Source organism: Methylocystis sp. L43 (assembly GCF_015709525.1).
In the GTDB taxonomy this organism is placed as follows: Bacteria; Pseudomonadota; Alphaproteobacteria; order Rhizobiales; family Beijerinckiaceae; genus Methylocystis.
This window is the reverse complement of record NZ_JADNRA010000033.1, coordinates 97,687-113,279: the sequence shown is the minus strand read 5'-3', so window position 1 is coordinate 113,279 and position 15,593 is coordinate 97,687. Positions and strand designations below refer to the sequence as shown.

Here is a 15,593-nt window from a genome sequence, read left to right as displayed (position 1 = left end):
TACCGCGCAGATCATTTTGGAGCCGACGTTCTCGACGTGATCGAGCGTCGGCTTCCACTTTTTCAGACGGCTAACGCGCTCGACTCCACACTTGCGACAGCCGACTCCAATATTGCGACACCCAAATATTTTGCGCGGCCGGTCCTGCTTCGACGAAGACGGCGCTAAGCAAGATCAGCAATCCGCCCACCATCGCCGACGCGGTGAGGCGCTCGGACAGCAAGATAACGCCCGCCAAGGCTGCGAAAACGCTCTCCAGCGACATGATGAGGGCGGCTTCGGCCGCTGGCGTATAGTTGAGCGCCACGATTTGAAGCGTGAAGGCGATCCCCCCGGAGCACAGCCCCGCATAGAGAATTGACGGCAGGGCCGCGATGAGGCCCTCGAGCGAAAAAGGCTCGCCGCCAAGGCCCACGACGGTTCCAAGAACGCCGATGACGCCGAACTGCGCGAAAGCCAAAAAATACGGCCGATTGGCGCGAGCGAGAAAGGTTGGGACGAGACTGATCCCAGCCGCCCACGCAATATCCGCAATCAGTACCAGGGCGTCGCCCGACGTCCAACTCTGCAGCTGGCCGCTGTCCGTCAGCAGCCAGGCGCCCACGATGGACCCGAGGCCCGCGACGAGAACGACCTGCCGGGGTCGTACGCCGGTCTGCGCAAAGACGAACACTGGAACGAGCACGACATATAGCGCCGTGAGAAATCCGCCGTTGGTCGCCGTCGTTGTGGCAAGGCCGACCTGCTGCAAAGCCGCGGCGAGGAAGACGCACAAGCCGATCAGGCCGGCGAGCGCCAAATCGCCCTTTTTTAGGCAAGACTCACTGTGACGGCTCTCGTAGAGCGCCAGCGGAACGAGCGCGGCGCACGACAGGAGAAAACGGACGCCGACGAAGGTGATCGGCCCCATAAGCTCGCCGGCGTTTTTTTGCGCGATAAAGGCCGTCCCCCAGATAAAAGCCGCCAGGACAAGCAGCAAATCGGCGCGAAGGCGACTCATAATATGCTTGTGCTCTTCAGCCTTTGACGGCGCTGCTCGAGTCGCTCACTCCCTGCATTCCACGCATCGGCGAGCGCGCGCCAGAGCGCGAGAGCGGCTCTCACCATCGGGGTCGCCAATAGTCCGAAAGACGAATGCGGGTCCGCGGCGTCTTCCTCGACCCCGTATTTAAGGCGCGGGTTTTTGGTCGAAGGCATCTCGAGCGATCCGAAAATCCAGTCCCAAATGGCGAGAACGCTGCCAAAGTTGCGATTGAAGTGCTGGGGATCTGTCGAATGATGGATCTGGTGATGCGCGGGGCTCAGGACGATGTGTCCCCAAACGCCGCGAAAGGGAATCCAGAACTGCGAATGTTGAAGATGCCCGATCGTCCAAAGGAAGAAGATGAAGAGGATGTTCTTCCCGTCGACCGTGAAGGATTCAGTGGTTCGCCCAAACACCCACGCCAATATGCCTGACGCGCCGCCAATGAACATCGCGAGCATGTAGCCGAAAAAGATGTTGTCGATCGGATGATTGCGAAAATTCGTCACCGGGGTCAGCACCTCGGCGGTGTGATGCACCTTGTGGAACTCCCACAAAAACGGGATCCGATGCTTGAGATAGTGATCGACCCAATAGCCGATCTCATAGGCCAAAAAGAGCACGGCGGTAGAGAAAAGCTTTATCGAGAGGTCACAGCAAGAGACCGGCGCAAAAGCGCCAAAAGTATTGCGCAGCGAGCCGCTCACGACCGTCGCAACGCCGTTCGTCGATAGAACGAGCGCGCCCACCACGACCGGCATGAGAACGACGCTCAGGATGAGCAGCTTGACGTCCGCGGCGAACGATTTGGAGAGCAGGAGTCTCTTGTCGAAGATCGCCCGCGCGATGGCCCGGAGGTTGACGCGCCCCCGCCGCATCTTGCGCTGATAGGCCAGCGCGCCAACGGCGATGAGAAACGTCGTCGCCAGGGAATAGACCGAAAAAATCGATCCCGCCGAAAACAGTTCGTTGGAGATCTTCGCAGCGGAAAAGCGGAGCGCGCCGTAAACGTCCATCGAGCTTTCAGGTCCAGATGATGTTGAGAGTTCAGCCTAGAACTGACGCGCCTCGGGATGCCTGCTCGCGTCGCTGGCGCGCGTCCCTGTTCGTCACGGAACTGCCTGCCCGCAAAGCGTATTCTCTACGCGAGCCGCTGCCAAGTGCGATATGCCGGCGGGGTTCAGAACAGGTTTCGGGTTAGAATTCGATTCCCTCCTGCGCTTTCACGCCGGCGCCGAAATGGTGCTTGACGAGAGTCATCTCGGTGACGAGATCGGCTGCGGCGATGAGCTCCGGCTTGGCGTTGCGTCCGGTCACGACGACGTTGAGATCGTCGCGGCGCGCGGCGAGCGCGCGAAGCACCTCCTCCAGCGGCAAATGCTCGTAGCGCAGCGAAATGTTCAGTTCGTCGAGCACCAGCAGACGAATGTGGGGATCGTCCATCAGTTCGCACGCCTTCTCCCAGGCGCGCCGCGCCGCCGCCTCGTCGCGGGCGCGGTCCTGCGTCTCCCAGGTGAAGCCCTCGCCAAGCGTATGCCAGGCGACTTGACCGAACTCTTGGCCGAACTCTTGGCCAAGCTTTTCGAGCATGTTGCGCTCGCCTGTCTGCCACTGGCCCTTGCCGAACTGAACGACGCCGATCTTCCAGCCATGGCCGAGCGCGCGCAACGCCAGCCCGAAGGCCGCCGTCGACTTGCCCTTGCCGGCGCCGGTGTGGACCATCAGCAGGCCTTTGCGGGCGACCGTCTTGCCGGCGACCTCGGCGTCCTGAACCGCCTTGCGCTTCTCCATCTTGAGACGATGGCGGCGCGCCTCGTCGTCTTCGTGCATCTCGGTCACAGGCGCTCCTCTGCGGTTTGACGGAAGCCTAAGCCGCGCATATGACTAGTCGGGACGGTCCTTCGCAAGAAGTGAAAAGGGAACGCGGCGCGGGCATTACGCCCCTATCCGCGGCTGCCCCCGCAACTGTAGCCGGCGAGGCCCGCGCCATCCGCCACTGAGCTTGAACGCTTGGGAAGGCGGCGCGGTCCGACGAGCCGGGAGCCAGGAGACCTGCCGTCTGGCGATCGCTTACGATCGCCGCGCGCATCGCATCGCCGCCGGTGGGGCGGCAGGGAGACCGATATGACCGCCAAATCATCCGCCAACGCCGCCGCCCTCCCCGCTTCGAGACTCGAGGCGCTGAAGGCCGCCGCCGTTGCGCTCACGCTCGGCTTCGGACTCGTTTGGCTCGCGGGCTTCGCCTATCCGGAAAGCGTCCATGACGCGGCGCATGACACGCGCCACGCGCTCTCCTTCCCCTGTCACTAGGCGCCAACGCGCTTGATCGCGCGCATTTTGACGACCGGCCTCATCGCCGGCCTTGTCGCCGGGCTTGCGGTCGCGGCCCTGCAGCACTTCACCACGACGCCGCTGATCCTCGCCGCCGAGGTCTATGAGGCGGCGCAGCATGCGCATGACGGCGCCGACGCGGGCGCAGCGCTTTCCGGACTGAGCCGCACAGCGACGACCAGCGCCGCGACGATCGCCGTCTCGATCGGCTATGCGCTCATCCTGCTCGCCGCGATGCTTCTCTCTGGCGACGCCATCGCGCCGCGCCGCGCCGCGCTCTGGGGCGCCTGCGCCTTCGCCGCGACGGGACTCGCGACGAGTCTCGGCCTCGCGCCGCAGCTTCCCGGCATGGCGGAAACCGAACTCGCCGCGCGCCAGATCTGGTGGCTTGCGACCGCGCTGTCGACCGGCGCCGGACTCTTCGCCTTGTTGCGGCTTGACTCGACCGCGGCGAAGATCGCCGGCGTCGCGCTGATCGTCGCGCCGCATTTCTTCGCGCCGCAGCCCGCGACGCCCGAGAGCACGGCGCCGGCGGAACTCGCCGCGCGCTTCGCGGCCGCCTCGCTCGCCGTTCAGGCGATCAGCTGGGCGCTTGCCGGCGCGCTCGCCGGTCTCGTCTGGCGACTCCAGTCGCGCCAACAGGAATCCTCATGAGCGCCAAAATCCCTGCAACGATTGTCACCGGCTTCCTTGGCGCGGGAAAGACGACGCTCATTCGTCATGTTCTCGAGAACGCCAAGGACCGGCGCCTCGCGCTCGTCATCAATGAATTCGGCGACGTCGGCGTCGACGGCGAAATCCTGCGCGCCTGCGGCGTCGAAAACTGCCCGGAAGAAAACATCGTCGAACTCGCCAACGGCTGTCTGTGCTGCACCGTCGCCGATGATTTCATCCCGGCGATCGAGGCGCTGCTCGCGCATGACAAGCGTCCCGATCACATCATCATCGAAACCTCGGGACTGGCGCTGCCCAAACCGCTGGTGAAGGCGTTCGATTGGCCGGCGATCCGCTCGAAGCTGACAGTTGACGGCGTCATCGCCGTCATCGACGGCAAGGCGGTGGCGGAGGGCCGTTTCGCCGACGATCTCGACGCCATCGCCAAGGAGCGCGAAGACACGCAGACGATCGATCACGACAATCCGCTTGAAGAAGTGTTTGAAGATCAGCTCGCCTGCGCCGATCTCATCATCCTCAACAAGACCGATCTGCTGGGCGCCGACGAAGAACGCGAGGTCGCGGATCGTCTGGCGCAAGGCGCTCGGAAGGCGGCGAAGATCGTGCGCGCCAGCGGAGGGCGAGTCGATCCGCTCGTGCTGCTCGGCCTGTCGGCGGCGGCGGAGGACGATCTGGCGAACCGTCCGTCGCATCATGACGCCGAGCCCGGACACGACCATGACGACTTCGATAGTTTCGTCGTGTCTCTCTCGGCCGTCGCCGATCCGGCGGCGCTAGTCGCGAGACTCGCCGAAGCGGCGCGCGCGCATGACGTGCTGCGCATCAAGGGATTCGTCGAAGTTATCGGCAAGCCCATGCGCCTGCTCGTGCAAGGCGTCGGCGCGCGCATCGAACATCACTTCGATCGGGCGTGGAGACCCGATGAGCAGCGCATGAGTCGCGTCGTGATCATCGGCGAGAAAGGTCTCAATCGCGACGCGGTGATCGCGACGCTGGCGCAGCCGTGATACGCCATGCATCTGCTCCCGCGCGATCTCCATAATCTCGACGACGCCGGCGCCGCCGTCGATCTCGGACAATCTCCCGCGGAGATCGTGTTTCTGTCCTTCTCTGATTCAGAGCTGCGGCTGCTGGCGCGACTTTATGAGCGAAGCGGCGCGACTCTCCCGAGCTTTCGCTGCGCGTCGCTGGCGCAATTGAAGCACCCCTATTCCGTCGATCTCTATCTCGACACTGTGGCGCGACATGCACGGCTGATCGTCGTGCGGCTGCTCGGCGGCAAAGACTATTGGCCCTATGGCGTCGAGCAGCTCGAGGCGCTGGCGCGCGCGAAGGGAATCGCTCTCGCGATTACGCCCGGCGATATGCACGCCGACGCGCGCCTGACGCAGGCGTCGACGCTCGGCGCGGAGACGCTCAATCGGATCTGGCGGTTCTTTCAGGACGGCGGTCCAGACAATCTGCGATCCTTTCTCTGTTACGCATCGACTCTCGTCGGCTGTCCGGCGCCGTGGTGCGAGAGCGCTCCCGTCGCCAGCGCCGGGCAATTCGAATCCGCGCGCCGCGCCGGCGGCGAATTGCGCGCGACGATCGTCTTCTATCGCGCCATGTTCCTGGCCGACGACGTCGCGCCGATCATCGCGCTCGCCGACGCGCTGGCTGAGCGAGGGTTCGCGGTCGAGGCGATCTATGTTGCGAGCCTGAAGGACGCGGAGAGCGAAGCGTTCGTTTCGCGCGCGCTTGAGGCGTTCGCGCCCGACGTCATCCTCAACGCCACCGCCTTTTCGGCGCGCCGCGACACGGGAAGCGTGCTCGATGGCGCGGACGCGCCGGTGCTGCAAGTCGCTCTTGCCACCTCTTCGCGCAATGCGTGGGCCGCCTCGATGCGCGGGGCGAACGGCGCCGATCTCGCGATGAATGTCGTCTTGCCGGAAGTTGACGGGCGCATCTTCACGCGTGCGATTTCCTTCAAGGAGCAAGCGCCGCTGCGTCTTGCGGCGGAATTCAGCGAGACGCGGCATGCGCCGGAACGCTCGCGCATCGACTTTGTCGCGGAACTCGCATTGAACTGGGCGCGGCTGCGCCGCAAGCCCAATGCAGACAAGAGCCTCGCGCTCATTCTTTCGGATTATCCGGCGCGGCGCGGCCGTGGCGGCTACGCCATCGGCCTCGATGCAGAAGCAAGCGTGCATGAGATCGTCTCGGCGTTGCAAGAGGCGGAATATGACGTTGGCGCGGCGCCCACCTCCCCCTTGAGGGGGGAGGTCGCGTCGCGAAGCGACGCGGGTGGGGGTGACTCTGCGAATTGTGGAACGTCACCCCACCCCGAACCGCTTCGCGGTTCGACCCTCCCCCTCAAGGGGAGAGTGATGCGCGAGCTGGAAGAAAAAGCGCATGCGATCAGCTTCCCGCTCGGTGACTATCTCCCGCTGCTTTCAACCCTGCCCGCATCTTTCGTCGCGACCGTCAACGACGCATGGGGCGCGCCGCAGGATGATCCTGCGGTCGTCGACGGCGCCTTCCGCTTTTCCTGTCTCGAAGCCGGCAAGCTGATCATCGCGCTGCAGCCCGATCGCGGCGCGCGCACCGAGCGTTACGAGAGCTACCACGACGTTCAGCGACCGCCGCGTCACGCCTATATCGCCTACTATCTTTGGCTGCGGCATGTGCGAAAGATCGACGCGCTCATTCATCTTGGCGCGCATGGCACGCTCGAGTGGCTTCCCGGCAAATCGGTCATGCTGTCCGAGACCTGCGCGCCGGAAGCGGTGCTCGGCCCAACGCCGCTTATCTATCCGTTCATCGTCAATGATCCCGGCGAAGCCGCGCAGGCGAAGCGCCGCACATGCGCCGTGACCATCGGCCATCTGACGCCGCCGCTCGTCGACGCCGAACTATTCGACGCGGCGGCGAAAGTTGAAACGCTGCTCGACGAATATGCGACGGCAAGCGCGCTCGACGCGCGCCGCGCAAAACTCATCGCCGGCGCGATCATCGACGAAGCCGAGCGCAGCGGTCTTGCCGCGGAATGCAGCGTCTCCCGCGAGATGGACATCGCCGAGACATTGACGCGGCTCGACGCCTGGATGTGCGATTTGAAGGACATGCGCATCGGCGACGGACTCCATGTCTTCGGGCGCGCCGAAGAAAATTCGGACGCCGATCCCGCGCGGGGCGCCTGCGCGCACGCCGAACGCAACGCGCTGATCGCCGCGCTTGCGGGCCGCTTCGTCGAGCCCGGCCCGGCCGGCGCGCCGTCGCGCGGGCGCGCCGACGTTCTGCCGACCGGACGCAATCTTTATTGCATCGATCCGCGCCATGCGCCCACGCAAACGGCCTATGACATTGGCCGACGCGCCGCCGCCGAGGTGATGACGCGTCACGCGCAACTGCATGGCGAATTCCCGCGCAGCATCATGCTCGACCTGTGGGGCAGCGCGACGATCCGCACCGGCGGCGAGGATTTCGCGCAGGCGCTCGCGCTTCTTGGCGTCGCGCCACGCTGGGATACGGCGAGCGCGCGCGTCATCGGCTTTGAAATTCTGCCGCAGGCGCGGCTGGAGTTTCCACGCGTCGACGTGACGCTGCAGGTCTCGGGGCTGTTCCGCGACATGTTCGGAAATCTCATTGCGCTGTTCGACGACGCCGTGCGCGCGGTCGCCGCGCGCGATGAAGACGCTGAGATCAATCCGCTGAAAACGGCGGACGATCTTCGCCGCGTCTTCGGGGCCGCTGACGGCGCTTACGGAATTGGCGTGAGCGATCGCGCGCTGCGTGGCGACTGGTCGGACCGCGACGATCTTGCGCGCGCCTATCTTTGCGCGGCGGGTCACGCCTATGATCGCGCCGGCGAAAGCAACGAAGCCGTCGCGGCCTTCAGCGCGCGCGTCGCTGACGCCGATGCGCATGTCCATGTGCAAGACATGGCGGAAGTCGACGTTCTGATCGGACCCGCCTTCGCCGATTACGAAGGGGGCTTTGCCGCCGCTAACGCCATGCTTGGCGGCGACGCCGATTTGGTGCATATCGATGCGACGCGGCCGGAACGGTTACGGCCGCGCGCTCTGAAAGACGAAATCTCGCGCGTCCTGCGCATGCGGCTCGCCAATCCCCAATGGCTGCAAGGCCAGAAGCGGCACGGCCACCGCGGCGCCGGCGAAATCGCCGAAACGATCGACAATCTCTATGCTTTCGCCGCGACAAGCGGCCTCGTCAGCGATGCGCAATTCGACCTCGCTTTTGACGCCACCTTGGGCGATGATGCGACACGGGATTTTCTCGCCATGGAAAATCCCCGCGCGCTCACCGCAATCGCGCGGGTTTTTAGTGAAGCGCTCGCGCGCGGCTTGTGGAAGACTCAACGCAACAGCGTGCGCGGCGCCTTAAGCGATATGGAACGCCAAGAGGGAGGGCGTCTTGCAGCCGAGGCCTGAGATCAAGGGCTGGTGTCCCGGAGCCTTCGCGCCGATGCCGAGCGGCGACGGTTTGCTGATCCGCGCCAAGGCGGTCGGCTCTCGCATGAGCGCGGCGCAGGCGCGTGAGATCGCGAGAATTGCGGACAACTGCGGCAATGGGCTGATTGATCTCTCGCAGCGCGCGCAATTGCAGCTGCGCGGGATCAGCGAGGCGACGATCGCCGAAGCCCTGCGCGGCCTCGAGGCGATCGGCATGCTCGCGCCGAGCGCCGACGCGGAACGCGTCACGAATGTCATCACGTCGCCGCTCGCCGGACTCGTCGCTGGCGCTTTCGACGCAAACGCCATGGCGGCGCAGCTCGCCGCTGAGCTACAGCGCGATGGCGCGCTGCGCGCGCTTCCGCCGAAATTTCTTTTTCTTTTCGATGATGGCGGCGCGCTGTCGATCGCCGACGTCGAGGCCGACATTCGGATCGAAGCGATTGCAGACGGCGACGTCGCAATCCGTATCGCCGACGTTCCCGATCGCGCCGTGTTCGCCGCCGCCAATGAGGCGCTCGACGTCGCGCTGCGCTTTGCGCGCGCCTTCGTGGAGCTGCGCGACCGTCATGCAAATAGCTTCAGGCGCGTCCGCACGCTCGTCGAGGCGCTCGGCGCCGACGCGCTGGCCCACGCGACCGGACTGGTCATGCGCGTCTCTAGGGAAGCGCGCGCGCCCACGTCCCGTGCGCATATTTTTGGCGCGCAGTGCTGCGGCGGCGTCGCTTTCGCCGGCGTTGGCGCGCCGTTCGGCCGCTGGCGCGCAGACGAACTCGGGGCGGTCGCCGATTTCGCACAAAGCGAAGGAACGGGCGAACTGCGCCTCACGCCCTGGCGCGCCTTGCTGATCGTCACGCCCGATGAAGACAATGCGCGACGCATCATCTCGCGCGCGGAAAATCACGACCTCATCACGTCGGCCGACGACAAGCGCCTCGCCGTCATCGCCTGTCCCGGCGCGCCGGAATGTCCGCAGGCGACCGCCGAGACGCGCGCGCATGTCATGGATCTTGCGGCGCTGGCGCAAAAGATCGGCGGCGCTGACGGCGTTGGCCTTCATCTTTCGGGCTGCGCGAAAGGCTGCGCCCGGCAGAGCGCCTCTCCCGTCACGCTGCTTGCCTGCGCTGAAGGGTTCGATCTCATCGAGAACGGCGGCGCCGACGGCGCGCCGCGCTTCAGATCGCTGACCTTCGAGGCCGTCATGCGCGAACTCTCCGCGCGCGCAAGCGGGACGACGCAATGAGCCGCCGCTTCGACTACATCCACGAAGGCGCGCAGATTTATGCGCGCTCGTTTGCAACCATTCGCGCCGAGTCGAATCTCTCGCGTTTCACGCCCGAGCAGGAAAAGATCGCCGTGCGCATGATCCACGCCTGCGGCATGGTGGAACTCGCCGACGACATCGAGTTCTCGCCGGATTTCGTCGCGGCGGCGCGCGACGCGCTGCAGAAGGGCGCGCCGATTCTGTGCGACTCCAACATGGTCGCGCATGGCGTCACGCGTTCGCGTCTGCCGGCGGAGAACCAGGTGGTTTGCACGCTGCTCGAGCCGCGCGTGCCGGCGCTCGCCGCCGAGATCGGAACCACGCGCAGCGCCGCGGCGCTGGAGCTGTGGCGCAATCGTATGGATGGCGCATTGGTCGCGATCGGCAATGCGCCGACCGCGCTGTTCCGTCTCCTCGAGATGATTGACGAAGGCGCGGCGCCTCCGGCCGCCATCATTGGCATGCCGGTCGGCTTCGTCGGCGCGGCGGAATCGAAGGACGCGCTGCGCGAATACGGCCGCGTTCCCTTCGTGATCGTGAAAGGCCGGAAGGGCGGCAGCGCCATGGCCGCCGCCGCCATCAATGCGCTGGCGAGCGAGCAGGAATGAACGCGCTCGCCTCGACCTCGCATGAAGCCGTCACGACGCTCGGCGCGCTGATCGGCGTCGGGCTCGGTCCTGGCGATCCAGAGCTCGTGACGGTGAAGGCCGCGCGCCTCATCGGCGCGGCGAATGTCGTCGCCTTCTTCGCCAAGCGCGGACGCGCAAGCCACGCGCGCGCGATCGCCGCGCCCTATCTCGCGCCAGGCTGCGAAGAGATTGCGCTGCTCTATCCGGTGACGACTGAGATTCCTTTCGATCACCCGGAATATGTCTCGTCGCTTCAGCGCTTCTATGAAGATTGCGTGATGCGCATTCGCGCCGTGCTCGAAGCCGGCCGTGACGTGACGCTGCTCTGCGAAGGCGATCCGCTGCTCTACGGTTCCTTCATGCATATGTTCGCGCGGCTTGACGCGCGTTTTCGCGTCGAGATTTGCGCCGGCGTCTCCGGCATGTCGGGATGTTTCGCCGCGGCGCGCCAGCCCATGGCCTGGGGCGACGACATTCTCACCGTTCTGCCGGCGACTCTCGACGAAGACAGACTTGCGTCGCGCCTCGCCGAAACCGACGCCGCGGTGGTGATGAAGCTGGGCGGTAATTTCGCCAAGCTGCGCCGCGCCATGACGCGCGCCGGCGTCATCGATCGCGCGATCTATGTCGAACGCGGCGCCATGCCCGGCGAAAAGATCATGCGCTTCGCCGACAAGCGCGACGATGACGCGCCCTATTTCTCGATGGCGCTCGTGCCGGGGCGAGGCCGGCGCCCTTGAGCGGCGCGCTTGACATTGTCGGCCTTGGTCCGGCCGACGCGCGATGGCTGACTCACGAGGCGCAAGAGGCGCTCGGCGCCGCGCAGGACATTATCGGCTATGCGCCTTACGTCGCGCGCGTTCCCGAGCGCGCAGGTCAGACACGGCTTGCAAGCGACAACCGCGTCGAGATCGACCGCGCGCGGGAGGCGCTGGCGCGCGCCGCGCAGGGTCGCCGCGTGGCTGTCGTCTCCGGCGGCGATCCCGGCGTCTTCGCCATGGCCGCGGCGGTTTTCGAAGCGGTCGATGGCGGTCCCCGCGCGTGGCGAGATCTCGACATTCGCGTGCTGCCCGGCGTCTCGGCGATGCAGGCGGCGGCGGCGCGGCTCGGCGCGCCGCTCGGCCATGACTTTTGCGCGATCTCGCTGTCCGATAATCTCAAGCCGTGGGACGTCATCGCCAAGCGGCTGGAACATGCCGCGCAAGGCGACTTTGTCATCGCATTATATAATCCTGCGTCGCGCGCGCGGCCGACGCGCATCACTGACGCCTTTGCGCTGCTGCGTCGTTATCTTCCCGGCGAGACGTTCGTTGGCCTCGCGAAATCCGTCGGCCGCGAGAACGAAGAGATCATTCTGACGCGTCTCGACGAAGCCGAGGCCGACAAGGTCGACATGTCCACGCTCGTCGTGATCGGCGCGAGCGGCACACGCCGCATTTCGCGCGATCGCGCGCGCGATTGGGTCTATACGTCGCGGAAAGCGACATGAACGCGCCATGGCTGTCGCTGATCGGCCTCGGCGAAGACGGCGCCGACGCGCTGACGCCGGCGGCGCGCGCGCTTCTGGCGCAAGCCTCGCTGATCGTCGGCGGCGCGCGACATCTCGCGATGATCGACGCGCCGGCGGAGCGCCTGCAGTGGCCCTCGCCGCTCTCCGACGCCTTGCCGCAAATTCTCGCCCACCGCGGCAAACCCACGGTCGTTCTGGCCTCAGGCGATCCCTTCTTCTACGGCGTCGGCGATCTCATCGCGCGCCATGTCGCGCCTGACGAAATTTTCTGCGTTCCGGCGCCTTCGGCGTTTTCGCTCGCGGCCGCGCGGCTCAAATGGAGCCTGCAGGATTGCGCGCTGCTTTCGCTGCACGGCCGCGCCTTTGAACGCGTCACGCCGCATTTGCAGCCGCGTGCAAAGATCATCGCGCTCTCCTGGGACGAGACGACGCCGGCGCGCCTTGCGGGCCATCTCGCCCTGCGCGGCATGGGCGGATCGCGCCTCTATGTGCTCGAGCGGCTCGGCGGCGCGCATGAGCGGGTGCGCGAGGCGCGCGCCGACGCCTTCGCGCTCAATGACATCGCGCCGCTCAACACGGTCGCCCTCGAAATAGAAGCCGGCGGAGACGCAGCCGTCATTCCACTTGCGCCGGGCCTGCCCGACGATTGGTTCGAGCATGACGGGCAGCTCACCAAGCACGACATCCGCGCCGTGACGATTTGCGCGCTCGCGCCGCGCAAGGGTGAATTGCTGTGGGACGTCGGCGCCGGCGCCGGCTCCGTCGCGATCGAATGGATGCTGAGCGATCCCGCAAACCGCGCCATCGCCATCGAGCGGGACGCCACGCGCGCGGCGCGCATCGCGCGCAACGCGCTGTCGCTCGGCGTTCCGGATCTCAGCATCGTCAAGGGCGAAGCCCCGCAAGCGCTCGCCGAACTCGATGCGCCGCAGGCGATCTTCATCGGCGGCGGCGCCGATGCGGCGACGCTTGCCGCCGCGTGGGACGCCCTGCCCCGCTTCGGACGCATCGTCGTCAACGCCGTTACGATTGAGACTCAGTCGCTGCTCGCCGACGCCTATCGCGACAATGGCGGAGAGCTCATACATCTGCAGATAGCGCATGCGCGCCCGATCGGCCGCTTCCATGCGCTCGATCCGGCAATGGCGGTCACGCAATGGCGGGCGACAAAGAGATGAACGCGACATACGCCTTCGGGCTCGGCGCAAGACGCGGCGTCGCCGCGAACGATATCGTCGAACTCGTGCGCCGCGTCGCGCAGACGCATAAGGTCGACCTCAGCGAGGCGAGGCTCTGCGCGCTGGAAAGCAAGGCGCAGGAGACCGGGCTGCACGAGGCGGCGCGCGAACTTGGGCTTGAACTCGTCTTTCTGCCGCTCGCGGCGCTGCGCGCCCGTAAGGCGACCGCGGCGACGCATTCGCCGCGCGTGCAGGCGATGTTTGGAGTCGGCAGCGTCGCCGAAGCCGCGGCGCTTGTCGGCGCCGGACCAAACAGTCGCCTCGTCGCGCCGCGCCTGACGACGCCGGTCGCCGCCTGCGCTCTGGCGAAGCGCGGCGAAGAGAACAACTCATGACCGTGCATTTCATTGGCGCGGGCCCTGGCGCCGCCGATTTGCTCACCTTGCGTGGACGCGATCTCATCGCGCGATGCCCGGTCTGCCTATACGCCGGCTCGCTCGTGCCAGCCGGCGTGCTGGCGCATTGTCCGCCGGAGGCGCGCATCGTCGACACCGCGCCGCTGTCGCTCGACGCCATCATCGCAGAAATGCAGCAGGCCCATGACGCCGGGCTCGACGTCGCGCGGCTGCATTCGGGCGATCTCTCGATCTGGAGCGCGGTGGGAGAGCAGATGCGACGCCTCGACGCGCTCGGCATTCCTTGCACAATGACGCCCGGCGTTCCCGCCTTCGCGGCGGCGAGCGCCGCATTGAAGCGCGAACTCACCCTGCCCGAAGTCGCGCAGTCGCTGGTGCTGACGCGCACGTCGGGGCGCGCCTCGTCGATGCCTGAGCGCGAAAGCCTCGCGACATTCGCGCAATCTGGCGCGACGCTCGCGATCCACCTCTCGATCCATGTTCTCGCGCGGGTCGTGGAGGAGCTGACGCCCTATTATGGCGACGGCTGTCCCGTGGCGCTCGTTTATCGCGCCTCTTGGCCCGATGAGCGCGTCGTGCGCGGAACGCTCGCCGACATTGAAGGGCGCGCGTCCGAGACGCCGATGGAGCGCACCGCGCTCATTCTCGTCGGACCGGCGCTCGCGAGCGAAGATTTCCGCGAAAGCGCGCTTTACGACGCGGACTATGATCGCCGCTTTCGGCCGAGAGGCGAAGGGTGAACGCGCCTGGCCTGCTGATCGGCGCCGCGCGCTCCTCATCGGGCAAGACGACCCTGACGCTCGGCCTGATGCGCGCGCTGATGCGGCGCGGCTTGCGCGTCGCCCCCGTCAAATGCGGGCCGGATTACATCGACCCTGCCTTTCACGCGGCGGCCACCGGCCGACCCGGCGTCAATCTCGATTCATGGGCGATGAATGCGGCGTTGATTGCGCGGCTCGCCGCGCGGGTGAGCGAAGGGGCGGACATCGTGATCGCCGAAGGCGCGATGGGGCTCTTTGACGGCGCGCCCGGCGGGGCGGCGGGAATCGGCGCCAGCGCCGACGTCGCCGCCCTGCTCGGCTGGCCGGTCGTGCTCGTTCATGACGTCTCCGGCCAGGGGCAGACCGCAGCGGCGATTGTCCGCGGCATCGCCGGCCACGACGCGCGCGTAAAGGTCGCCGGCGTCGTATTGAACCGCGTCGGCTCGGAGCGGCATCGCAGACTCGCCGGCGAAGCGATCGAGGCGCTGGGCATCCCGGTGTTCGGCGCGCTGCCCCGCGATGAGAAGATTGCCCTGCCCGAACGCCATCTCGGCCTGGTTCAGGCAGGCGAAACGCCAGAGCTCGATGGGCGTCTCGAGGCGCTTGCAGATTTCATCGAGGCGCATGTGGATGTGGGTGCAGTGACCGAGACTGCGCGCGCCGCCCCCTCCCCGGCCCTCCCCCGCTTCGCGGGAGAGGGAGCAACGCCGCACGCTTCATCAGCGTTACGCGAAAGCGGCGTGAGAGTCCCTTCTGCCGCCCTCCCGCCCCCCGCGCAGCGCATCGCGGTGGCGCGCGACGACGCTTTCTCCTTTTTTTATCCGCATCTCGCGCAGAGCTGGCGCGACGCCGGCGCGGAGCTTTGCTTCTTCTCGCCGCTCGCCGATGAGGCGCCGCCAGAAGATTGCGATCTCTGCTGGCTGCCGGGCGGCTATCCGGAGCTGCACGCCGGCCGGTTGTCGGCGGCGCAGGGCTTCATAAAGGGGTTGCGGCGTTTCGCTCAGAGAGGATGGCTCCACGGCGAATGCGGCGGCTACATGGTTCTTGGCCGCGCGCTGATCGACGCGGCGGGCGCGGCGCATGAAATGGCCGGACTGCTCGAACTGGAAACGAGCTTCGCCAAGCGCAAATTGCATCTCGGCTATCGCCAGGCCTGTTTGGCGGTTGATCATCCGCTGGGCGCTGTCGGATTTCGACTGCGCGGGCATGAATTTCACTACGCGACTGTTCTTCGCGAAGAAGGCCAGCCCTTCGCGCTGACGCGCGACGCCTATAGCGACGATGAACGCCCGGCCGGACTGGCGAGAAACCGCGTCTCCGGCTCATTTTTCCACCTGTTGGCATAAAAAAG

General features: G+C 66.2%; 15 protein-coding genes and 1 riboswitch. Of the genes, 12 read left to right on the top strand and 3 right to left on the bottom strand.

Annotation, left to right across the window (positions count from 1 at the left end; all coding sequences use genetic code 11):
- Positions 1-70 precede the first annotated feature (70 nt).
- From IYX23_RS14005 to cobO, 3 genes are all read right to left on the bottom strand, one after another.
- Positions 71-1,000, bottom strand: coding sequence for a DMT family transporter (locus tag IYX23_RS14005; RefSeq protein ID WP_196393370.1), 930 nt, complete (start codon positions 998-1,000; stop codon positions 71-73).
- On the bottom strand, positions 997-2,040 hold the full coding sequence (locus IYX23_RS14000; RefSeq protein WP_196393369.1) for a sterol desaturase family protein: 1,044 nt from the start codon (positions 2,038-2,040) through the stop codon (positions 997-999). The genes IYX23_RS14005 and IYX23_RS14000 overlap by 4 nt, the downstream gene beginning before the upstream one ends.
- Before the next feature lie 181 nt (positions 2,041-2,221).
- Positions 2,222-2,854, bottom strand: a complete 633-nt coding sequence (gene cobO / locus IYX23_RS13995; RefSeq protein WP_196393472.1) for a cob(I)yrinic acid a,c-diamide adenosyltransferase — start codon at positions 2,852-2,854, stop codon at positions 2,222-2,224.
- Between the two features lie 47 nt (positions 2,855-2,901).
- Positions 2,902-3,099, top strand: a riboswitch (cobalamin riboswitch).
- Positions 3,100-3,148: 49 nt separating this feature from the next.
- On the opposite strand from cobO, the gene IYX23_RS13990 reads away from it, so the two are divergent.
- From IYX23_RS13990 to IYX23_RS13935, 12 genes are read left to right on the top strand one after another with little or no spacing between them, the layout of a single operon-like run.
- Entirely contained in the window at positions 3,149-3,334 is a 186-nt protein-coding gene (locus IYX23_RS13990) for a CbtB domain-containing protein (protein ID WP_196393368.1), read from the top strand.
- A 12-nt stretch (positions 3,335-3,346) separates the two neighbouring features.
- A complete protein-coding gene (locus tag IYX23_RS13985; RefSeq protein WP_196393367.1) occupies positions 3,347-4,009 on the top strand; it encodes a CbtA family protein in 663 nt (220 codons plus the stop codon).
- On the top strand, positions 4,006-5,037 hold the full coding sequence (gene cobW, locus IYX23_RS13980) for a cobalamin biosynthesis protein CobW (RefSeq protein WP_196393366.1): 1,032 nt from the start codon (positions 4,006-4,008) through the stop codon (positions 5,035-5,037). The genes IYX23_RS13985 and cobW overlap by 4 nt, the downstream gene beginning before the upstream one ends.
- Positions 5,038-5,043: 6 nt before the next feature.
- The gene (cobN, locus tag IYX23_RS13975; RefSeq protein ID WP_196393365.1) at positions 5,044-8,463 is read left to right on the top strand and encodes a cobaltochelatase subunit CobN; all 3,420 of its coding nucleotides are present in this window, start codon (positions 5,044-5,046) and stop codon (positions 8,461-8,463) included.
- A complete protein-coding gene (gene cobG, locus IYX23_RS13970; RefSeq protein WP_196393364.1) occupies positions 8,447-9,727 on the top strand; it encodes a precorrin-3B synthase in 1,281 nt (426 codons plus the stop codon). The genes cobN and cobG overlap by 17 nt, the downstream gene beginning before the upstream one ends.
- On the top strand, positions 9,724-10,356 hold the full coding sequence (locus IYX23_RS13965; protein ID WP_029650123.1) for a precorrin-8X methylmutase: 633 nt from the start codon (positions 9,724-9,726) through the stop codon (positions 10,354-10,356). Before cobG ends, IYX23_RS13965 begins: the two co-directional genes overlap by 4 nt.
- Entirely contained in the window at positions 10,353-11,117 is a 765-nt protein-coding gene (locus tag IYX23_RS13960; protein WP_196393363.1) for a precorrin-2 C(20)-methyltransferase, read from the top strand. The genes IYX23_RS13965 and IYX23_RS13960 overlap by 4 nt, the downstream gene beginning before the upstream one ends.
- Positions 11,114-11,866, top strand: coding sequence for a precorrin-3B C(17)-methyltransferase (gene cobJ, locus IYX23_RS13955; RefSeq protein WP_196393362.1), 753 nt, complete (start codon positions 11,114-11,116; stop codon positions 11,864-11,866). The genes IYX23_RS13960 and cobJ overlap by 4 nt, the downstream gene beginning before the upstream one ends.
- Complete coding sequence (cbiE, locus tag IYX23_RS13950) at positions 11,863-13,065, top strand: precorrin-6y C5,15-methyltransferase (decarboxylating) subunit CbiE (RefSeq protein WP_196393361.1); 1,203 nt, start codon at positions 11,863-11,865, stop codon at positions 13,063-13,065. Before cobJ ends, cbiE begins: the two co-directional genes overlap by 4 nt.
- On the top strand, positions 13,044-13,460 hold the full coding sequence (locus IYX23_RS13945) for a cobalamin biosynthesis protein (protein ID WP_196393360.1): 417 nt from the start codon (positions 13,044-13,046) through the stop codon (positions 13,458-13,460). The genes cbiE and IYX23_RS13945 overlap by 22 nt, the downstream gene beginning before the upstream one ends.
- On the top strand, positions 13,457-14,221 hold the full coding sequence (gene cobM / locus IYX23_RS13940; protein WP_196393359.1) for a precorrin-4 C(11)-methyltransferase: 765 nt from the start codon (positions 13,457-13,459) through the stop codon (positions 14,219-14,221). Before IYX23_RS13945 ends, cobM begins: the two co-directional genes overlap by 4 nt.
- Positions 14,218-15,588 carry a cobyrinate a,c-diamide synthase gene (locus IYX23_RS13935; RefSeq protein ID WP_196393358.1) on the top strand — a complete coding sequence of 457 codons (1,371 nt, stop codon included), beginning with the start codon at positions 14,218-14,220 and terminating at the stop codon, positions 15,586-15,588. The genes cobM and IYX23_RS13935 overlap by 4 nt, the downstream gene beginning before the upstream one ends.
- The last annotated feature ends 5 nt before the right edge of the window (positions 15,589-15,593 follow it).